This window comes from Bradyrhizobium sp. 147, from assembly GCF_023073935.1.
Lineage (GTDB): Bacteria > Pseudomonadota > Alphaproteobacteria > Rhizobiales > Xanthobacteraceae > Bradyrhizobium.
Genome location: NZ_JADPKL010000024.1, coordinates 121,612 through 138,972, shown reverse-complemented (window position 1 = coordinate 138,972; position 17,361 = coordinate 121,612). Strand labels below are relative to the sequence as shown.

General features: G+C 65.3%; 15 protein-coding genes. 8 read left to right on the top strand and 7 right to left on the bottom strand.

Features of this window, described 5'->3' with window-relative positions:
* Positions 1–85: 85 nt before the first annotated feature.
* Complete coding sequence (locus tag IVA87_RS06180) at positions 86–1,420, bottom strand: dihydroorotase (RefSeq protein WP_247303359.1); 1,335 nt, start codon at positions 1,418–1,420, stop codon at positions 86–88.
* A gap of 101 nt (positions 1,421–1,521) precedes the next feature.
* On the opposite strand from IVA87_RS06180, the gene IVA87_RS06175 reads away from it, so the two are divergent.
* The 6 genes from IVA87_RS06175 (at position 1,522) to IVA87_RS06150 (ending at position 8,262) form a co-directional block, all read left to right on the top strand.
* Complete coding sequence (locus tag IVA87_RS06175) at positions 1,522–2,403, top strand: folate-binding protein (protein ID WP_247333021.1); 882 nt, start codon at positions 1,522–1,524, stop codon at positions 2,401–2,403.
* A complete protein-coding gene (locus IVA87_RS06170) occupies positions 2,400–3,026 on the top strand; it encodes a DNA-3-methyladenine glycosylase I (protein WP_247303361.1) in 627 nt (208 codons plus the stop codon). Before IVA87_RS06175 ends, IVA87_RS06170 begins: the two co-directional genes overlap by 4 nt.
* A complete protein-coding gene (locus IVA87_RS06165; RefSeq protein ID WP_247303362.1) occupies positions 3,023–3,637 on the top strand; it encodes an HD family hydrolase in 615 nt (204 codons plus the stop codon). Before IVA87_RS06170 ends, IVA87_RS06165 begins: the two co-directional genes overlap by 4 nt.
* A 180-nt stretch (positions 3,638–3,817) precedes the next feature.
* Positions 3,818–4,324, top strand: coding sequence for a protein-tyrosine phosphatase family protein (locus tag IVA87_RS06160; RefSeq protein WP_247303364.1), 507 nt, complete (start codon positions 3,818–3,820; stop codon positions 4,322–4,324).
* A 228-nt stretch (positions 4,325–4,552) separates the two neighbouring features.
* Entirely contained in the window at positions 4,553–5,521 is a 969-nt protein-coding gene (locus IVA87_RS06155; RefSeq protein ID WP_247303366.1) for an NAD regulator, read from the top strand.
* Between the two features lie 47 nt (positions 5,522–5,568).
* Entirely contained in the window at positions 5,569–8,262 is a 2,694-nt protein-coding gene (locus IVA87_RS06150) for a DUF2339 domain-containing protein (protein WP_247303368.1), read from the top strand.
* 91 nt (positions 8,263–8,353) lie between these two features.
* Here IVA87_RS06150 and IVA87_RS06145 read toward each other — a convergent pair whose 3' ends face one another.
* Positions 8,354–10,042, bottom strand: coding sequence for a methyl-accepting chemotaxis protein (locus tag IVA87_RS06145; protein WP_247303371.1), 1,689 nt, complete (start codon positions 10,040–10,042; stop codon positions 8,354–8,356).
* On the opposite strand from IVA87_RS06145, the gene IVA87_RS06140 reads away from it, so the two are divergent.
* Positions 10,017–10,307, top strand: coding sequence for a hypothetical protein (locus IVA87_RS06140; RefSeq protein ID WP_247303373.1), 291 nt, complete (start codon positions 10,017–10,019; stop codon positions 10,305–10,307). The two genes, IVA87_RS06145 and IVA87_RS06140, sit on opposite strands and share 26 nt — an antisense overlap.
* An 81-nt stretch (positions 10,308–10,388) precedes the next feature.
* Here IVA87_RS06140 and IVA87_RS06135 read toward each other — a convergent pair whose 3' ends face one another.
* From IVA87_RS06135 to IVA87_RS06115, 5 genes are all read right to left on the bottom strand, one after another.
* On the bottom strand, positions 10,389–12,131 hold the full coding sequence (locus IVA87_RS06135) for a methyl-accepting chemotaxis protein (protein WP_247303375.1): 1,743 nt from the start codon (positions 12,129–12,131) through the stop codon (positions 10,389–10,391).
* Positions 12,132–12,331: 200 nt separating this feature from the next.
* Positions 12,332–12,577, bottom strand: a complete 246-nt coding sequence (locus tag IVA87_RS06130) for a hypothetical protein (RefSeq protein WP_247280305.1) — start codon at positions 12,575–12,577, stop codon at positions 12,332–12,334.
* A gap of 163 nt (positions 12,578–12,740) precedes the next feature.
* Positions 12,741–13,340: a hypothetical protein gene (locus IVA87_RS06125; RefSeq protein WP_247303377.1), complete on the bottom strand. Its 600-nt coding sequence runs from the start codon at positions 13,338–13,340 to the stop codon at positions 12,741–12,743.
* Positions 13,341–13,455: 115 nt separating this feature from the next.
* Positions 13,456–14,442, bottom strand: a complete 987-nt coding sequence (locus tag IVA87_RS06120; RefSeq protein ID WP_247303379.1) for an MDR family oxidoreductase — start codon at positions 14,440–14,442, stop codon at positions 13,456–13,458.
* A 41-nt stretch (positions 14,443–14,483) separates the two neighbouring features.
* A complete protein-coding gene (locus IVA87_RS06115; RefSeq protein WP_247333020.1) occupies positions 14,484–15,737 on the bottom strand; it encodes an MFS transporter in 1,254 nt (417 codons plus the stop codon).
* A 332-nt stretch (positions 15,738–16,069) separates the two neighbouring features.
* On the opposite strand from IVA87_RS06115, the gene nadA reads away from it, so the two are divergent.
* Positions 16,070–17,203, top strand: coding sequence for a quinolinate synthase NadA (gene nadA / locus IVA87_RS06110; protein ID WP_247303382.1), 1,134 nt, complete (start codon positions 16,070–16,072; stop codon positions 17,201–17,203).
* Positions 17,204–17,361 lie beyond the last annotated feature (158 nt).

Here is a 17,361-nt window from a genome sequence, read left to right as displayed (position 1 = left end):
CGTATCAGCCAATTATCGCGGCGGATTACTGGATGCCACGCCTTCGCGTGGCATGACAACGGAAGGAAAGGTTTGACCGAACTCTCTACGCCCTCAAGGTCTCCAGAAACCGCACCGGCTCGCCTTGCGAGGCCGTCACCAGCTCGCCTTGCCACATCACGCGGCGGCCGCGGATGAAGGTGCCGACGGGCCAGCCGGTGACGCGCAACCCGTCGTAGGGGGTCCACCCGGCTTTGGAAGCCACCCATTTGTTGGTGATGGTCTCGCTGCGCTTTAAGTCGACGATGGTGAAGTCGGCATCGTAGCCGGCCGCGATGCGGCCCTTGCAGGCTATGTTGTAGAGCCGCGCGGGACCGGCGCTGGTGAGATCGACGAACCTCGCCAGCGACAGCCGGCCGGCATTGACGTGATCGAGCATAATCGGCACCAGCGTCTGCACGCCGGTCATGCCGGAGGGCGAAGCCGGATAAGTCTTCTGCTTCTCTTCCAGCGTATGCGGGGCGTGGTCGGAGCCGAGCACATCGATGATGCCCTGCTCGATGCCGCGCCAGATGCCGGCGCGGTGATCTGCCCCGCGCACCGGAGGATTCATCTGCGCCAGCGTGCCGAGCCGCTCGTAGCATTCCGGCGCGACCAGCGTGAGATGATGCGGCGTCGCCTCGCAGGAGGCGACGTCCTTGTGATCGCGCAGGAACTCAATCTCTTCCTTGGTCGAGATGTGCAGCACGTGGATGCGCTTGCCGGTCTCGTGCGCGAGCTTGACGAGGCGCTGCGTCGCCATCAGCGCCGCGGTCTCGTCGCGCCAGATCGGATGCGAGCGCGCGTCGCCCTCGATGCGCAGCGACTTGCGGTCGTTGAGGCGATACTCGTCCTCGGCGTGGAACGCGGCGCGGCGACGGATGACCTGAAAGATGCGGCGGAGGCTCTCGTCGTCCTCCACCAGCAGCGCGCCGGTTGAGGAGCCGATGAACACCTTGACGCCCGCGCAACCGGGCGCGCGCTCCAGCACCGGCAGGTCCTGTACGTTCTCGCGGGTGCCGCCGATGAAGAAGGCGAAATCGCAATGCATGCGGTGATGGGCCCGCTTCACCTTGTCGGTGAATTCGGCTTCCGTTACCGTTAACGGAGAGGTGTTCGGCATCTCGAACACGGCGGTGATGCCGCCCATCACGGCACTGCGCGAACCCGTCTCGAGGTCTTCCTTGTGGGTCAGCCCGGGCTCGCGGAAATGCACCTGCGTGTCCATCACGCCGGGCAGGATGTGCAAGCCCTGGCAGTCGATCACCTCCGCTGCGCTGGATTGCGACAGCGCGCCGATCTCGGCGATGCGGCCGCCCGTGATGCCGATGTCGCGCAAGCCCTCGCCGTCCTGGTTGACGACGGTGCCGCCTTTGAGGATCACGTCGAAACGCTGGGTCATGGCTAAGGGCCTCTCTCATCCCCAAGCGCAGGGCTCGAGGTCTTGTCGTTTATGGCTTGCGGGCTTACGTTCCGCAGCAACATGTCGCAAGAGATTTTCGTATGAAATCAGCGTTTCTTCCCGACCGGGGCGTGGTCAAGGTCGCGGGCGAGGATGCGCGCAACTTCCTCAACGGCCTCGTCACCACCGATCTCGACAGGCTCAAGCCGGGCCTGGGGCGATTCGGTGCGCTGCTGACGCCGCAGGGCAAGATCATCGTCGATTTCCTGATCACGGAGGTGCCCGCCGGCCATGGCGGCGGGTTCCTGATCGATTGCCCTAAAGCGCTGGCCGAAGGCCTCGCCACCAAGCTGAAATTCTACAAGCTGCGCGCCAACGTCACGGTGGAAAACCTCTCCGATGCGCTGGGCGTGCTCGCGGCCTGGGACGGCCAGCCTGCCGCTCAGCCCGATCTCGGCTTCGCCGATCCGCGCCATAGCGAGCTCGGCTACCGCATCCTAATCCCCGAGGATCTCAGGCAGAAGCTGTCCGATCTCATCGGCGCCGAGCTCGTCGATGCCAGCGAATACGACGCCCACCGTATCGCGCTCGGCGTGCCGCGCGGCGGGCTGGATTTCATGTACAGCGACGCGTTCCCACACGAGACCAACATGGACCGGCTTGCCGGCGTTGATTTCGACAAGGGCTGCTATGTCGGCCAGGAGGTCGTCTCGCGCATGCAGCATCGCGGCACCGCGCGAACCCGCAGCGTCAAGGTGTTGCTCGATGGCCCCTCGCCCGAGATTGGCGCCACCATTCTCGCCGGCGACAAGCCGGTCGGCACCATCGGCTCGACCGCCGGCGGCAAAGGCATCGCGCTGGTGCGCGTCGACCGCGTCGCCGATGCGCTCGATGCGGGCCAGCCCCTCACCGCGGGCGGCCTCGCGCTGACACTCGCCGAACCCGACATCGTGCGCACTCCAACGAAGCAACCCATCGCATGAGCCGCGCCCCTCGCCTGCATCCCGACGGCCTGACACGCTGCCCCTGGCCCGGCGAAGATCCGCTCTATGTCGCCTATCACGACACCGAATGGGGCGTGCCGGAATATGACGACCGCGCACTGTACGAAAAGCTGATGCTCGACGGCTTCCAGGCCGGCCTTTCCTGGATCACGATCCTGCGCAAGCGCGACAATTTCCGCAAAGCCTTCGATGATTTCCAGCCGGAGAAGATCGCGCGCTACACGCCCAAGAAGGTGCACGCGCTGATGAACGACGCCGGAATCGTGCGCAACAAGGCCAAGATCGACGGCGCGATCCTGAGCGCAAAGTCCTATCTCGATATCATGGAGAAGGGGCCGGGCTTCTCGAAGCTCCTCTGGGACTTCATGGACGGAGAGCCTAAGGTCAACCATTTCAAGACCACGGCGAGCGTACCGGCCTCGACGCCGCTGTCGGTGCAGATCTCCAAGGAGCTGTCCGCGCGCGGCTTCAAGTTCGTCGGCCCGACCATCGTCTATGCCTTCATGCAGGCGACCGGCATGGTCAACGACCATCTGGTCGACTGCCATTGTCATGCAACCTGCGGCAAGACGCAGCGCAAGCCGCGCCTCAAGGTCAAATGACGGCGAAGAAGACCGCGCGCGATGCGCAGTCCCGCGCCTGGCAGCGCATGCTGTCGGGACGGCGGCTCGACCTGCTCGATCCCTCCCCGCTCGATGTCGAGATCGCCGACATCGCGCATGGACTGGCGCGGGTGGCGCGCTGGAACGGGCAGACCGTTGGCGCGCATATCTTCTCGGTCGCGCAGCACACGCTGCTGGTGGAGACGGTGATGCGGCACGAGATGCCGCGCGTGGATCCACGCATACGGCTGGCGGCCCTGCTGCATGACGCGCCCGAATATGTGATCGGCGACATGATCTCGCCGTTCAAGGCCGTGCTCGACGGCCATTACAAGGCGGTCGAAAAGCGCCTGCTCGGCGCCATCCACATCCGCTTCGGCTTGCCGCCGGTGCTGCCAGAGGAAATCACGCAAGCCATCAAGGCCGCCGATCGCGGTGCGGCCTATCTGGAGGCAACCGAGCTCGCCGGCTTCAGCGAAAGCGAGGCAAGGCGCCTGTTCGGCCGCGATCCGGGCCTGCCCGACAACGTCCGGCGCGACTATCTCACGCCCTGGACCGCGGCGCGGGCCGAGAAGCAGTTTTTGGAGCGGTTCAACGCGGTCTTTGCGTAACATCATCCCTTCGTGGGGTAGGCAAAGCGACTTGTCCGCCGTAACCCGCAGAGCGAAGGCGGGAGCGTGCCGACCAACAAGGCGAGATTGTACGCAGCGCGAAACAACGGTGGGCATGGCGCGATGCGCCTTTGCCCACCCTACGGCCGCTCGCTATAATCGACGCCAAAAAGGTCCGCCATGATCCACGTCTGTTCCCTCGCCGCGCTTCCCGAAACCGTCCGCCTGACCGGCGCCAGCCACGTGCTGACGGTGATGGCCAATGTCGAGCAGGTGGCGCGGCCCGTGTCCGTGCTGCCGGCCAATCATCTCAAGGTGTCGATGGACGACATCACCGAGCAGATGGACGGCTTCGTCGCACCGTCAGAGACGCATATCGAGCAGGTGTTGACCTTCGTGCGCGGCTGGGACCGCAGCGCGCCGCTGGTGGTGCATTGCTACGCCGGCATCAGCCGCTCCACGGCGAGCGCGTTTGCCGCGGTATGCGCACTCAATCCGAACCGCGACGAGATAGAGATCGCCAGGAAGATCCGCGCAGCCTCGCCGATCGCCTCGCCCAACCGGCGCATCGTCGGCCTCGCCGACCGTGCATTGGGACGCGACGGCCGCATGCTGCGCGCGCTCGACGAGATGGGCCCGGGCGCGATGATGGTCGAGGGCCGTCCGTTCGTGATCGAGCTCGAATGAGGCGAGAGCCGAATAGCAGCGGCTATGGGACTGCGCCCCCTCTCCTGCTTGCGGGAGAGGGTTGCGGAGAGGGTGCTTCCGCATCGGGGTTCTCCCGGCGTGGAGAAAGCCCTCACCTGCGTCTTTGGCGCGACCTCTCTCGCGAGCGGGAGAGGTGCAGCGAGCTCGCGGCGAGATTTGTTCAATGAGCCGACATATCTTTCTCACGACTCCCGCGACATTTGCCGCATGAGCGAGACGCTCCTGACGCCGATCGAGATTGGCCTGACCGCGGCCATCGTCGCGATCGAGGACCACGAGCCGCTGATCCTCACTGCGCGCGGCGGTGACGGGCTTGCCGGCCTGCCGTTCGGGCCGTTCGATGCGCTCGCCCATCGCACCTTCGAGATCGGCCTGCGCGCCTGGGTCGAGCAACAGACGGGCCTGCGGCTCGGCTATGTCGAGCAGCTCTACACCTTCGGCGACCGCGGCCGTCATGCCGATGCCGGCGACACCGGCCCGCATATGGTGTCGATCGGCTATCTCGCGCTGACGCGCGCCGCCAGCGGCGAGCTCGCCGCGACCGGTGCGAGCTTCGAGCCATGGTATCGCTTCTTCCCCTGGGAAGACTGGCGCGAGCAGCCGCCAGAGATCATCGCCCGCGACATCATACCGGCCCTGACGAAATGGGCCGAGGAGGAGACGCCGCAGACGACGCGGGCGCTGCCACGAAAGGATCGCGTGCGGTTCTATTTCGGTCTCGACGGTGCGCCCTGGGACGAGGAGCGCGTGCTCGATCGCTATGAGCTCCTGTACGAGGCCGGGATGATCGAGGAGGCGCGGCGCGACGGCAGGCCTGCGGCATTAGCGCGCAAGACGCTTCCTGCGCTCGGGACCTCGATGCGGTTCGATCATCGGCGCATCCTCGCCACAGCCATCGCACGGCTGCGCGCAAAACTGAAGTATCGTCCTGTTGTTTTTGAACTTTTGCCGGCCGAATTCACACTCACGGAATTGCAGCATACGGTGGAGGCCATCTCCGGCCGGCACCTGCACAAACAGAATTTCCGCCGCCTCGTCGAAATGGAAGCCCTGGTCGAACCGACCGGGGCGATGTCGACACAGACCGGCGGACGCCCGGCGGCACTCTATCGCTTCCGCCGCGAAGTACTCCAGGAGCGGCCCGCGCCGGGCTTGCGCGTACGCTCCCGGCGCTAGATTAAGAATTTGCGATCGGCCCTGCCCGCCGGTTGCCTGGAGGCTTCATGTTCGACGGCCCGTTTGACGTCTTTGCGTTGATCCTTGCGATCGCCGCCTTCCTGATCGCGATCAAGGCCTCCAGTCAGGCGGCTGAGTTGCGCCGCCGGCTGAGCTCGCTCGAAGAGATGTTTGACGCGCAGCGGCAAGTTAAGCCGCCGCCACTTACGCCGACTTGGGAGCAGGCGCCCGCAACCGCGACGGCCGCCGCGGAGCCGCCGCCGCTTGCGCCGGAAGCCGAGCAGGCGCCCCCGGCCCTCACCGAACCCGTTTCGCCGCCGCCGCTCGAAACGAGCACCGAGGCCGATGCACCGCCACCCCTGCCTGCACCCGCACCCGGCTTCGAGGAGCGACTCGGCACGCGCTGGGTGGTGTGGATCGGCGGGCTTGCGCTCGCGCTCGGCGGCTTCTTCATGGTGCGCTATTCGATCGAGGCCGGCCTCGTCGGGCCCGGCGTGCGCGTGTTCCTCGGCGGCCTGTTCGCGCTGGCGCTGCTCGGTGCCGGCGAATGGACACGGCGCAAGGAGAGCATCTCCAGCATCGCGGCGCTGCCGATCGCCAACATCCCCGCGATCCTCACCGCGGCCGGCACGGCGGTGGCGTTCGCGACCATCTATGCAGCCTACGCGCTCTACAGTTTCCTGTTGCCCGCCACCGCCTTCGTGCTGCTCGGCCTCGTCGCGCTCGGCACGCTGGCCGCCGCGCTGCTGCACGGGCCCGCGCTCGCCGGCCTCGGCGTCGTCGGCGCGTTCGTGACGCCGGTCCTCGTCTCCAGCGGCAAGCCGGACTATTGGGCGCTCTACATCTATCTTGCCATCGTCACCGCAGCGAGCTTCGGCCTTGCCCGCATCCGGCTATGGCGCTGGCTCGCGGTGACTACGATCGTCTTCGCGGTGCTCTGGACGTTCATGGGGCTCGAGCTCGAGCTGCAGGTGGCCCCGCACGCCTTCCACGTCATTGCGGGCTTCACGCTCGCTGCGCTTCTCGTCGTCTGCGGTTTCATGTTCGGCCCGACCATCGAGGACGGCGAGATCGAGCCGGTGTCGTCGAGCTCGCTCGGCGCCTATCTGTTCGCGGCAATGATCATCGTGCTGTCGAGCGCGCATGCCGATCTGGCGCTCACTGCCTTCACCCTACTGGTCGCAGGGACGCTGTTTGTCGCCTGGCGCGCGCCGGCGGCAACGGGTGCACTGGGCGCGGCTGCGGCGACCGTCTTCATCGTGTTCGCCGAATGGGCGGTGCGGGCCAATCCCGACATGCTGGTGCTGCCGGGCGGCCCCATGGCCGGCATCGGTCCTGTCCCCACCGATAGTTCGGTGACACTGCATCTGGTCACGGCCGCGATCTTCGCCGCGGGCTTCGGCACGGCAGGCTTCCTCGCGCAGGGCCGGTCCAATTCGGCGATCATCCCGGTGGTGTGGTCGGCAAGTGCGGTCGCGACGCCGATCGCGATCCTGGTTGCGCTCCACGCCCGCATCGCCCATCTCGATCGCTCGATCCCGTTTGCGATTCTCGCCGTGCTGCTCGCCGCCGCCTTTGGCGCTGCGACCGAATCGCTGACACGGCGCGAGACCCGGCCGGGCGCCATGATCTCGACGGCGCTGTTCGCGACCGGCACGCTCGGCGCGCTGGCGCTGGCGCTGACCTTCGCGCTGGAGAAGGGCTGGCTCACCATCGCGCTCGCGCTGATGTCGCTCGGCACCGCCTGGATCTCGATGCAGCGGCCGATCCCGTTCCTGCGCTGGCTCGCCGCCATCTTCGCCGGCATCGTCACGGCACGCATCGTCTATGATCCCTGCATCGTCGGCGATGCCGTCGGCACCACGCCGATTCTGAACTGGCTGTTGTGGGGCTATGGCCTGCCGGCGCTGTCGTTCTGGGGCGCGAGCATGTTCCTGCGCCGCCGCGCCGACGATGCGCCGCTGCGCATGGTCGAGACTGCGGCCGTCCTGTTCACCGCGCTGCTCGCCTTCATGGAAATCCGGCACCTTGCGACCGGCGGCCGCATGACCTCGCCGCCTTCGCTGCTGGAATTCGCGCTGCAAGTCTGCGTCACGCTGGCGATGGCGATCGGGCTGGAGCGCCTGCGGCTGCGTAGCCACAGCATCGTGCACAATGTCGGCGCGGTCGCGCTCACCGCGATCGCCGGGCTCATCAGCGTGTTCGGCCTGCTGATCCTGGAGAACCCGCTGCTGCTCTCCAGCGTCAATGTCGGCGGCCTTGTGTTCAACCTGCTGCTGCTCGGCTATGCGCTCCCCGCGGTGCTGATGCTGCTGTTGTCCTATGCAATGGCGGGCCATCGCCCCGTCGCCTATGCCAATACGATTGCGGGCGGGGCACTTGTGTTCGCGCTCACCTACGTGACGCTGGAGATCCGCCGCTTCTATCACGGCCCGGTCCTGCTCTACGGCGGCACCACGGGCGCGGAGCAATACACCTATTCGACCGGCTGGCTTGCCTTCGGCGTGGTGCTGCTCGGCATCGGCATCCTGGTCAATTCGGAGCGGGCGCGACTCGCCTCTGCCGCCGTCATCGCGCTGACGATCCTGAAGGCCTTCGTCATCGACATGTCGACGCTGACAGGCGTCTACCGCGCGCTGTCGTTCATGTGCCTCGGCGTCGTGCTGGTCGCGATCGGCTGGCTCTACCAGCGCATCCTGTTCCGGCGGCAAACCCCGTCGGCTCCGCAGACGAGCGCGTAGGGATCGGTGGAGCTCTCCTCACCTGGATCGCATCTTCGATGCGATCCGACCTCTCCGTTCGGGAGAGGTAAGCCAAGAGCCTGCGCCGCTGTTAGGCCGCGCGGACCGACTCCAGGAACTGCGCGACTTCGACCCTCAGACGGGTGCTGTCGGTCGCCAGTGATTTCGCCGCCGACAGCACTTCGGTCGAGGCCGAGCCGGTTTCGATCGCCCCGCGCTGCACGTTGGTGATGTTCGACGATACTTCCTGGGTGCCGAGCGAGGCCTGCTGGACGTTGCGCGATATCTCCTGCGTGGCCGCGCCCTGTTCTTCGACCGCAGCGGCGATCGCAGCGGAGACTTCGGACAGGCGCTCGATGGTGCCGCCGATCTCCTGGATGGCGCTGACGGATTCCTGCGTGGCGGCCTGAATCCCTGCGACCTGCGCACCGATCTCGCCGGTGGCTTTCGCGGTCTGCTCGGCGAGCGCCTTCACTTCCGAGGCAACGACGGCGAAGCCGCGGCCGGCCTCGCCGGCGCGTGCGGCCTCTATGGTGGCGTTCAGCGCCAACAGGTTGGTCTGGCCCGCGATGGTATTGATGAGCTCGACGACGTCGCCGATGCGCGAGGCTGCCTGCGACAGCGCGTTGACGCGCTCGTTGGTCCGCGCCGCCTGCTCGACGGCTTCTGCGGCCATCCGCGCCGAGTCCTGCACGCGGCGGCTGATCTCGGTGATGGAGGAGGACAGCTCCTCCGAGGCGGAAGCCACCGCCTGGACGTTGGTGGAGGCTTCCTCCGAGGCGGCGGCGACGACGGTCGCGAGCTCCTGGCCGCGCTGGGCGGTGCCGGTCAGCGTCGCTGCCGATGCTTCGAGCTCGGTCGAGGCTGATGACACGGTCTCGACCACCTCGCCGATCATGGCCTCGAAATTGCGCGTGATGGCATCGACGCGGCGGCCGCGCTCGATCTTGGCTTCGGCATCGCGCGCCGCTGCCTCGTCGGCGGCTTTCTTGGCGATCAGCGCCTCCTTGAAGATCTGGAGCGCATCGGCCATGGCGCCGATCTCGGTCTTGTCGCCGCGATGCGGCACGTCGGCCGAGAGGTCGCCCTGGCCGAGCGACTGCATCGGACGGATGATCGAAGCAATGCCACGAGAGACGTCGCGCACGAGATAATACGCGGCGCCGATCGCGATCACGACCGAAAACACGATGATGCCGACCAGGACGCGGAAGATCGTGGCGTAACTGTCGGACGCCTGCTTGGTCTCCAGCTCGGCGCCCTGATTGTTCAACTCGATGCCCTTCTGGAGCAGCGGATCGGCGGCCTGGGCCATTTTCGCGACCTTGGTCTGCAACAGCTCGTTGGCATCGGTCGGGAAGCGGCCGACGCTCTTGCGCGACAGCGCCATCACCTCCTGAACGCCACTCAGATACTCGGCCCACGCCTTCGCCCATTGTTCGTAGAGCGCGCGCTCCTCGGCGGCAGTGATCAGCGGCTCGTAGACCTTGCGGGTCTTCTCGATGCGTTCGCGGAGCGAGGCGAGGCGCTTCTCGGCGGCATCCTTGCCTTCAGCACTATCCTGCATCAGGTGCAAACGAAGTGCGACGCGCAGCTCGTTGATGTCGGCGCGCATCGAGCCGAGCGCACGCACGCTCGGCAGCCAGCTCTGCGCAATCTCGACGGTGTGGGCGTTGATGTTCTGCATCGTGCCGATCGCCGTCACGCCGACACCGGCGAGCGAGAGCACGAGGACTGACAACACGGTCAGCAGCTTGAAGACGATCGACAATTTCGACATCACAACAAATCCCAACGATGCCTGGCAACGCGCACATCACCTGCGCCACAAGCGTCACGACGGACGACCGGGCGGAGGTCAGTTCAACAATGCTGGCTGGTTCTTATCCCGTAAGATTGCGCTCTATCCTCGCAAGCAGGCGTTAACATCGTCCTACGTAAAACTACCGGGCGGGCCGACATTCGTTGTTGTCTGCAATCATCCGCTGCACCTGCACGGATCTCGCGCTGCGCCGCGCTCGATGGAGCAACATCTCCAATGCTAACGCTCGCGGGGCGAAATACGAACGCGCGCGACCGCCGCAGGTTCGCGCGCGGCGGCTGCAAGCGACGCTTGTTGAACGTCGTCAGCCGGCGCGCACAGAGCCGAGAAACTTGCCGACCTCGAGCTTGAGACGGTTGCTGTCGCCGGACAGCACTTGCGCAGCAGACAGGATCTGAGAAGACGCCGAGCCGGTCTCGCTTGCGGCGCGCTGCACGTCGGTGATGTTGGACGATACCTGATGAGTGCCCGCCGCCGCCTGCTGCACGTTGCGGGAAATTTCCTGCGTTGCGGCGCCCTGCTCTTCCACGGCGGCCGCAATCGTCGAGGAGATTTCCGACAGCTTCTCGATGGTATCGCTGATGGCCTTGATGGCACCGACCGAATGTTCGGTCGCGGACTGGATGCTGGCTATCTGCTGCCCGATCTCGCCAGTCGCCTTCGCAGTCTGCTCGGCAAGCGCCTTGACCTCGGAGGCAACCACCGCAAACCCCTTGCCGGCTTCGCCAGCGCGGGCCGCCTCGATCGTGGCGTTGAGTGCGAGCAGATTGGTCTGGCCCGCAATCGTATTGATCAGCTCGACCACGTCGCCGATGCGCGTCGCGGCCTTGGACAACACGCTGACCCGCTCGGTCGTGGCACGGGCCTGGCCGACCGCCTCGTTGGCCACCCGCGCGGACTGCTGAACCTGGCGACTGATCTCGTTGATCGACGAGGACAGTTCCTCGGTCGCAGATGCCACCGACTGCACGTTGGTCGAGGCCTCTTCGGAGGCAGCAGCGACCACCGTGCTCAAGCCCTGCGCGCGCTCGGCAGTCGAAGTGAGCGTCGAAGCCGATGCCTCGAGCTCGGTGGAGGCCGAAGAGACAGTCTCGACGATCTCGCCGATGGCGGATTCGAAACGGTCGGCCAGTTTGTGCATCTCGGCCTTGCGTCGCGCGGCCCCGATCTGGTCCTGCCTGATCTTTGTTTCGGCCTCCTCGCGCGCCTTCTGCTCGGACACGATCTTGAACTTTTCGACTGCAGCGGCAACACCGCCCACCTCGTCCTTGCGGCCGAGACCGGGCAGCACCACGGAGAAGTCGCCGCCGGCGAGCTTGTCCATGGCGACAGTGAGCGCGCGGATCGGCCGCGCGATGGTGAGGAACGAGATGAGCCAGGAGCCGATCAGAACGAGCGCCGCGAAGGCGCCGACCGCCGTTCCGATCTGCTCGCTCGATCTCATCTGAGCGGCAGCCGCGGCGTTGTCCTCGTCGGATTTGTGTTTCGCATGGTCGGCGATCTCTCTGATCAGTGCGTCGAGTTGGGCTGCGATCGGCAGCGTAACCTCCCGCGCGATGCGAATGCCTTCTTCATTGAGCTTCGCGGCGCGCGTCGCGCCGTCCGAGCCAGACGCGGCAAGTGCGACGGCTTCGCCGCGCACGCTCGCAATCTGCTGTGCAGCTTTGCCATAGTCCGCCGCGAGCGATCCCAGTTTCTCTATATGGACACGGTTCTCGGCCGCGTGAGAAAGCCTCAGCATCGCCTCGACCAGCGCGCCCGTCGATTTCTGTTGATCGCTCAGAGTCTGGGTGGCCTTCTGAAGATCGGCCGCACTATTGGCCAGGCGAAGATCTCGCACGGCGAGTTGCATATCGCGAACTGCGACCTCGGCCCTGACTGCGTCGCGCGCGATCTCCTGCTGTGCAAGTGCGCTTTGGCTGGTGTCGCGGATGCTCGCATTGCCGAGCATCTGGCTCGCAATCATTGCTCCAACCAGGAGCGCTCCGAGAGCCGAAGCGATCGCCAGCTTGGTTCCGATCTGCATGTCCCGAAACAGGCTCAACATGGTACGTTCCCAGCAAACGAGCTGCCAAGTCATTGCTGGCCGCCTGGACGTTGATCGCCCTTAGCTGTGAAAGCTATCGGTCAGAGTTCCACCTTTGGTTAACGAGCGCCCTCGCAGAAGTACTGACTTTACGCGCTAAATAATTGAAATTGAAAGAAGAAGGTCTCGTCATAGTTGTAAATTGCAGCCTCAAGTCGGACCTAGGAAGCTTTGCATCCGACGGTCTCTCCAACAAGGCTGACGCGAAAGACCGGCTGCTTGTTCTCGTCGAGCAGCTCCATGCGCCACTCGGCATTCGGCTTCAGGCCGCGGGCGATGCCGCCGAGCAGATTGGCACAAACCTCAGTCATCTCGGTCCAGGCCGCTGCGCGGTCCTCGAACTCGTACGGCTGATCGGCGGCGCCGGAATAGCGACCGGTGCTGATGCGGAAGAAGTACAGCGACATCGTTGAACTCTTGCCTCGGGCCGCGTCCCCCGGCCGTACGCAAACTGGGACGCGAACAGCTACCAAGGCATGAAAGCCGCCGTCCGTATGACTACGGCGCGGCGGCTTCGTGCTCGATCGACTCTTTCAACGAAAAACGGTGCGGCTGTCCTATGCAGCCAACTCACTGCGTCGAGCGGCGCAGCTCCAGCGGAGCCTCGGCCTTCGCGGGTTCCGGCTTGGCTTCCGCCTTCACCGGCTCGAGGCGACCGCTCTCGACACGCGGCGTCTCGACGCGTGCGGCGACTTCGGTGTTGGGTGCAGCGACCGAACCGGTGCGGTCCGAGCCGCGCAACGAGCGCGGACGCGCGGCGGCGCGCGCCATCAGCATCTGATTGCCGCCCTGATGGTGGAAGTCGCAATAGGCGAAGCCCATGCCCGACACCGAGCCGCGGAAGCTGCGATCATCGGTCTTTTCCAGGTTGAAGCAGGGCTCGAACGGAATCCCCTTGATCGAGGCGCAGACGTTCTGACCGCGGATCTGGAGCGTATTGCCGGGCAGGCGAAGATGCTTCACCGGGCCCGCGCCCGAGAACTGCACCGCCCCGGCGGCACCGAGGTCGTCGAGGATGCGGCCCGCACCGCGGGTGCCGTCGAAACAGGTGAAGGCGAACACCTTGCCGGCGACGAAACGGCGCGCCTCGTCAGCATTCATGCTCCCGGCAATGGCCGGCGCAAACGTCGCTGCCGCCGTGACAGCCCCCAACACAATACGCGCAAGCATGCTCAACTCCGAACCAACCCCCGCAGCGGGCGATGCCTTATCTCTCTTTACCCGCTGCTTACCATACCAACCATGGCAACATTGGAGCAGCTTGGTTGGTAAAGTCTGAACGCCGTCAGACAATTTTTACCACGATGCGGCCGCGGACCGCGCCCGCCAGAATTTTCGCGCCCCAGTCGGGCACCTCGGCGAGAGGAATTTCCTGAGTGATTTCAGACAGTTTTGTCCGGTCCAGATCGGATGCCAGGCGCTGCCAGGCGGCTTTCCGCGGCTCGATCGGGCACATCACCGAATCGATGCCGAGAAGGCACACTCCGCGCAAAATGAACGGCGCGACAGAAGATGGCAGGTCCATGCCGGCCGCCAGGCCGCACGCCGCGATCGCTCCACCGTATTTCGTCATCGACAGCAGGTTGGCGAGCGTGGTCGAGCCGACGCTGTCGACGCCACCCGCCCAGCGCTCCTTGGCCAGAGGCTTCGCCGGCGCCGACAATTCGTTGCGGTCGATCACCTCGGCTGCGCCCAGATGCTTCAGATAATCTGCCTCCGCGGCGCGACCGGTCGAGGCGATGACGTGGTAGCCGAGCTTCGACAGGACGGCGGTCGCAACCGAGCCGACGCCGCCGGCGGCGCCCGTCACCACCACCGGGCCACTCTTCGGCGAGAGGCCGTGTTTCTCCAGCGCCATGACCGCGAGCATCGCGGTGAAGCCGGCGGTGCCGATCGCCATGGCGTCGCGCGCCGACAGGCCCTGCGGCAGCGCCACCAGCCAGTCGCCCTTCACCCGCGCCTTCTCGGCATAGGCGCCGAGATGGGTTTCGCCCATGCCCCAGCCGGTGCAGACCACCTTGTCGCCCGCCTTCCACTGCGGATGCGAGGACGCTTCGACCGTGCCGGCGAAATCGATGCCGGCGATCATTGGGAAGCGGCGCACCACCGGCGCCTTGCCGGTGAGTGCGAGGCCGTCCTTGTAGTTCAGCGTCGACCATTCCACACGCACGGTGACGTCGCCGTCCATCAGCTCGGCTTCATCGAACTGCGTCAGCTGTGCGGTGGTGCCCTTGTCCGCCTTGTCGATCCGGATCGCCTTGAACGTGGCCACGACTAAACTCCCTGACTTGTTTGTCGGGGATGTTTAGCCGATCAGGCCGGCTGCGCAACCGCCCGTGTCACCGGTTTCTCCACGATCGGAAGATTGATCAGTGCAGAAAGCACGCCGAATACGATCGAGAGCCACCAGATCGGCGTATAGGAACCGAAGCGCTCGAATACAATGCCGCCGAGCCAGACGCCGAGGAAGCCGCCGACCTGATGGCTGACGAAGGCAAAGCCATAGAGCGTTGCGAGCCAGCGCGTGCCGAACATCAGCGCCACCAGCGCCGAGGTCGGCGGCACCGTCGACAGCCAGGTCAGGCCGGAGATCGCACCGAACGCGATCGCCGAGAACGGCGTGATCGGGAACGAGATGAAGGCAAGGGTCGCGAGCGCGCGAGTGAAGTAGATGGTCGAGAGGATGTAGCGTTTGGGCAGATAGTTCTGGAGGTAGCCGACGCTGAGCGAGCCCACGATGTTGAACAGGCCGATCGCCGCGATGACCCAGCCGCCGGTTTGCGCCGAGATGCCACGATCGACCAGGAAGGCCGGCAGATGCACGGTGATGAAGGCGAGCTGGAAACCGCAGGTGAAGAAGCCGAGCACCAAGAGCACGTAGGAGCGGTGACCGAAGGCTTCCGCCAGCGCCTTGGTGAAGCTCTGCTCATCCGCAGGCGCCGCGGTTGCCGTGCTTGCGACCGGCGGCGTCGAGAGCGCCAGCGACAGCGGGATGATCAGCAGCATCAGGAAGCCGAACACGGAGAGCGCCTGCTGCCAGCCGAAATTGTCGATCAGCGCGACGCCGATCGGCGCGAACAGGAATTGCCCGAACGATCCCGCCGCGGTGCCGGCGCCGAGCGCAAGGCCGCGCTTCTCGGCCGGCAGCAGCTTGCTGAAGGCCGACAGCACCAGGTTGAACGAGCAGCCGGCAAGACCGAAGCCGACCATCACGCCGGCGCCGATGTTGAGCGACAGCGGCGTCGAGGAGTAGCGCATCAGGAGCAGGCCGCCGGCATAGAGCAGAGCGCCGACACACATCACCCGGAACAGGCCAAAGCGATCCGCCACCGCCCCGGCGAGAGGCTGACCCAAGCCCCACAGCAGGTTCTGCACGGCGATCGCGAGGCCGAACACGTCGCGGCCCCAGGTGAACTCATGGCTCATCGGCTGCACGAAGAAGCCGAGCGCCGAGCGCGGACCGAAGCCGAGCATGCCGATGGCGCAGCCGCAGAGAATGATCACAGCCGGGGTGCGCCAGTTCGAGGAACGTGAGGCCGGAGCGAGCTCGCCGATCTGTGTCGACATGGTGGTCCTCGTCTGTCGTTGGCGGTTCTGCAAATCGGCAGCCGCGAATGAGCCCGGTTTAATGCACCTGCATGAAAATCCCAAGTCAAAAACGATTGCATTCCACGGGGAGCTGCCACCGGAGCATTGCATTTCACGCGGCCTCGCCTGACGGGCACTTGACGGGAATGTGTGCGGCAGCGCCTAGCCGTCCCTGCAAAAGCATGCTATCCTTGATTTACTCAGATTGAGCATATTAAACCTGCCTGACATCCCGCTCCGGCCTTCTCGGCCGGACTATTCAGGACCTTTATATACTCAAACTGAGTATAAACGATGCGAGGGAGGCTTCGATGCCGATCACTGGAATTTACGGCCCCGATGATTTTGCCAACCGGCCGTCCGGCGAAATCAATGGCCATCAAGTCAATGACCACGTCGTCAGCTCCCCTCCCGCCGCGCCGAGCCGGCCGGGGCTTGCGTTGCCGATGCCCTCGCTGGACTGGACGCCGGAGGTCGAGCGCGCCACGGCATCCCTGTATGAGCGCGTGAAGCAGGTGATCCCGCCGATCGAATGGCCGCTGATGGCGCCGACGATCAAGGCGATCAACGAGCTGAAGGCCGCGCGGGGCGCGGTGATCCTCGCGCACAACTACCAGGCCCCGGAAATCTTTCACTGCGTCGCCGACATCGGCGGCGACTCGCTCCAGCTCGCGGTCGAAGCCACCAAGGTGAAGGCCGGCATCATCGTCCAGTGCGGCGTGCACTTCATGGCGGAGACGTCAAAGCTGCTCAACCCGGATAAGACGGTGCTGATTCCGGACTCCCGCGCAGGCTGCTCACTGGCCGCCAGCATCACCGGCGCAGACGTTCGCCTGCTGCGCGAGAAATTCCCTGGCGTGCCGGTCGTTGCCTACGTCAACACCTCGGCCGAGGTGAAGGCTGAGGTCGACATCTGCTGCACCTCGTCGAACGCGGTGCAGGTGGTCGAGAGCTTGAATGCGCCTAGCGTGATCTTCCTGCCCGACCGCTATCTCGCCACCTACGTGGCCTCGAAGACCGACGTGAAGATTATTGCCTGGAAGGGCGCCTGCGAAGTGCACGAGCGCTTCACGGGTGAAGAGCTGCGCAGCCTTCGCGATGACGATCCCTCGGTGCAGATCATCGCGCATCCCGAATGCCCGCCGGACGTGTTGGCGGAGGCCGACTTCACCGGCTCGACCGCGCACATGATCAGCTGGGTGCGCAACAAGCGGCCGCGGCGGCTGGTGATGATCACGGAATGCTCGATGGCCGACAATGTGCGGGCCGAGCTGCCCGACGTGGAGATGCTGCGCCCCTGCAATCTCTGCCCGCACATGAAGCGCATCACGCTTGCCAATATCCTGGAGAGTCTGCTGACGCTCCGCGAGGAAGTGACGATCGATCCCGCGCTCGCGGAGCGCGCACGGCGCTCGGTCGAGCGGATGATCAATTTGAAGAATTGAGAGCGAGAAGCAGCAACACACCCGTCGTCTCAGACAAGCGCGCCTTCAAGCGCGCGCAGATCCGGGACCGAAAGGACGCGAGTATTGGCACGCTGGTGGTCCCGGCCTGCTGCAACAACAAACAGTCGGGGCAATCGTTCTGGCTCTCGCCAGGACGA

What these genes read in the sequence shown, in the direction of transcription:
- IVA87_RS06180 (WP_247303359.1), bottom strand. Translation starts at nt 1,420, where the DNA reads ATGACCCAGCGTTTCGACGTGATCCTCAAAGGCGGCACCGTCGTCAAC.
- IVA87_RS06135 (WP_247303375.1), bottom strand. Translation starts at nt 12,131, where the DNA reads ATGTTGAGCCTGTTTCGGGACATGCAGATCGGAACCAAGCTGGCGATC.
- IVA87_RS06155 (WP_247303366.1), top strand. Translation starts at nt 4,553, where the DNA reads ATGAGCGAGACGCTCCTGACGCCGATCGAGATTGGCCTGACCGCGGCC.
- IVA87_RS06170 (WP_247303361.1), top strand. Translation starts at nt 2,400, where the DNA reads ATGAGCCGCGCCCCTCGCCTGCATCCCGACGGCCTGACACGCTGCCCC.
- IVA87_RS06130 (WP_247280305.1), bottom strand. Translation starts at nt 12,577, where the DNA reads ATGTCGCTGTACTTCTTCCGCATCAGCACCGGTCGCTATTCCGGCGCC.
- nadA (WP_247303382.1), top strand. Translation starts at nt 16,070, where the DNA reads ATGCCGATCACTGGAATTTACGGCCCCGATGATTTTGCCAACCGGCCG.
- IVA87_RS06160 (WP_247303364.1), top strand. Translation starts at nt 3,818, where the DNA reads ATGATCCACGTCTGTTCCCTCGCCGCGCTTCCCGAAACCGTCCGCCTG.
- IVA87_RS06165 (WP_247303362.1), top strand. Translation starts at nt 3,023, where the DNA reads ATGACGGCGAAGAAGACCGCGCGCGATGCGCAGTCCCGCGCCTGGCAG.
- IVA87_RS06175 (WP_247333021.1), top strand. Translation starts at nt 1,522, where the DNA reads ATGAAATCAGCGTTTCTTCCCGACCGGGGCGTGGTCAAGGTCGCGGGC.
- IVA87_RS06125 (WP_247303377.1), bottom strand. Translation starts at nt 13,340, where the DNA reads ATGCTTGCGCGTATTGTGTTGGGGGCTGTCACGGCGGCAGCGACGTTT.
- IVA87_RS06150 (WP_247303368.1), top strand. Translation starts at nt 5,569, where the DNA reads ATGTTCGACGGCCCGTTTGACGTCTTTGCGTTGATCCTTGCGATCGCC.
- IVA87_RS06115 (WP_247333020.1), bottom strand. Translation starts at nt 15,737, where the DNA reads ATGTCGACACAGATCGGCGAGCTCGCTCCGGCCTCACGTTCCTCGAAC.
- IVA87_RS06145 (WP_247303371.1), bottom strand. Translation starts at nt 10,042, where the DNA reads ATGTCGAAATTGTCGATCGTCTTCAAGCTGCTGACCGTGTTGTCAGTC.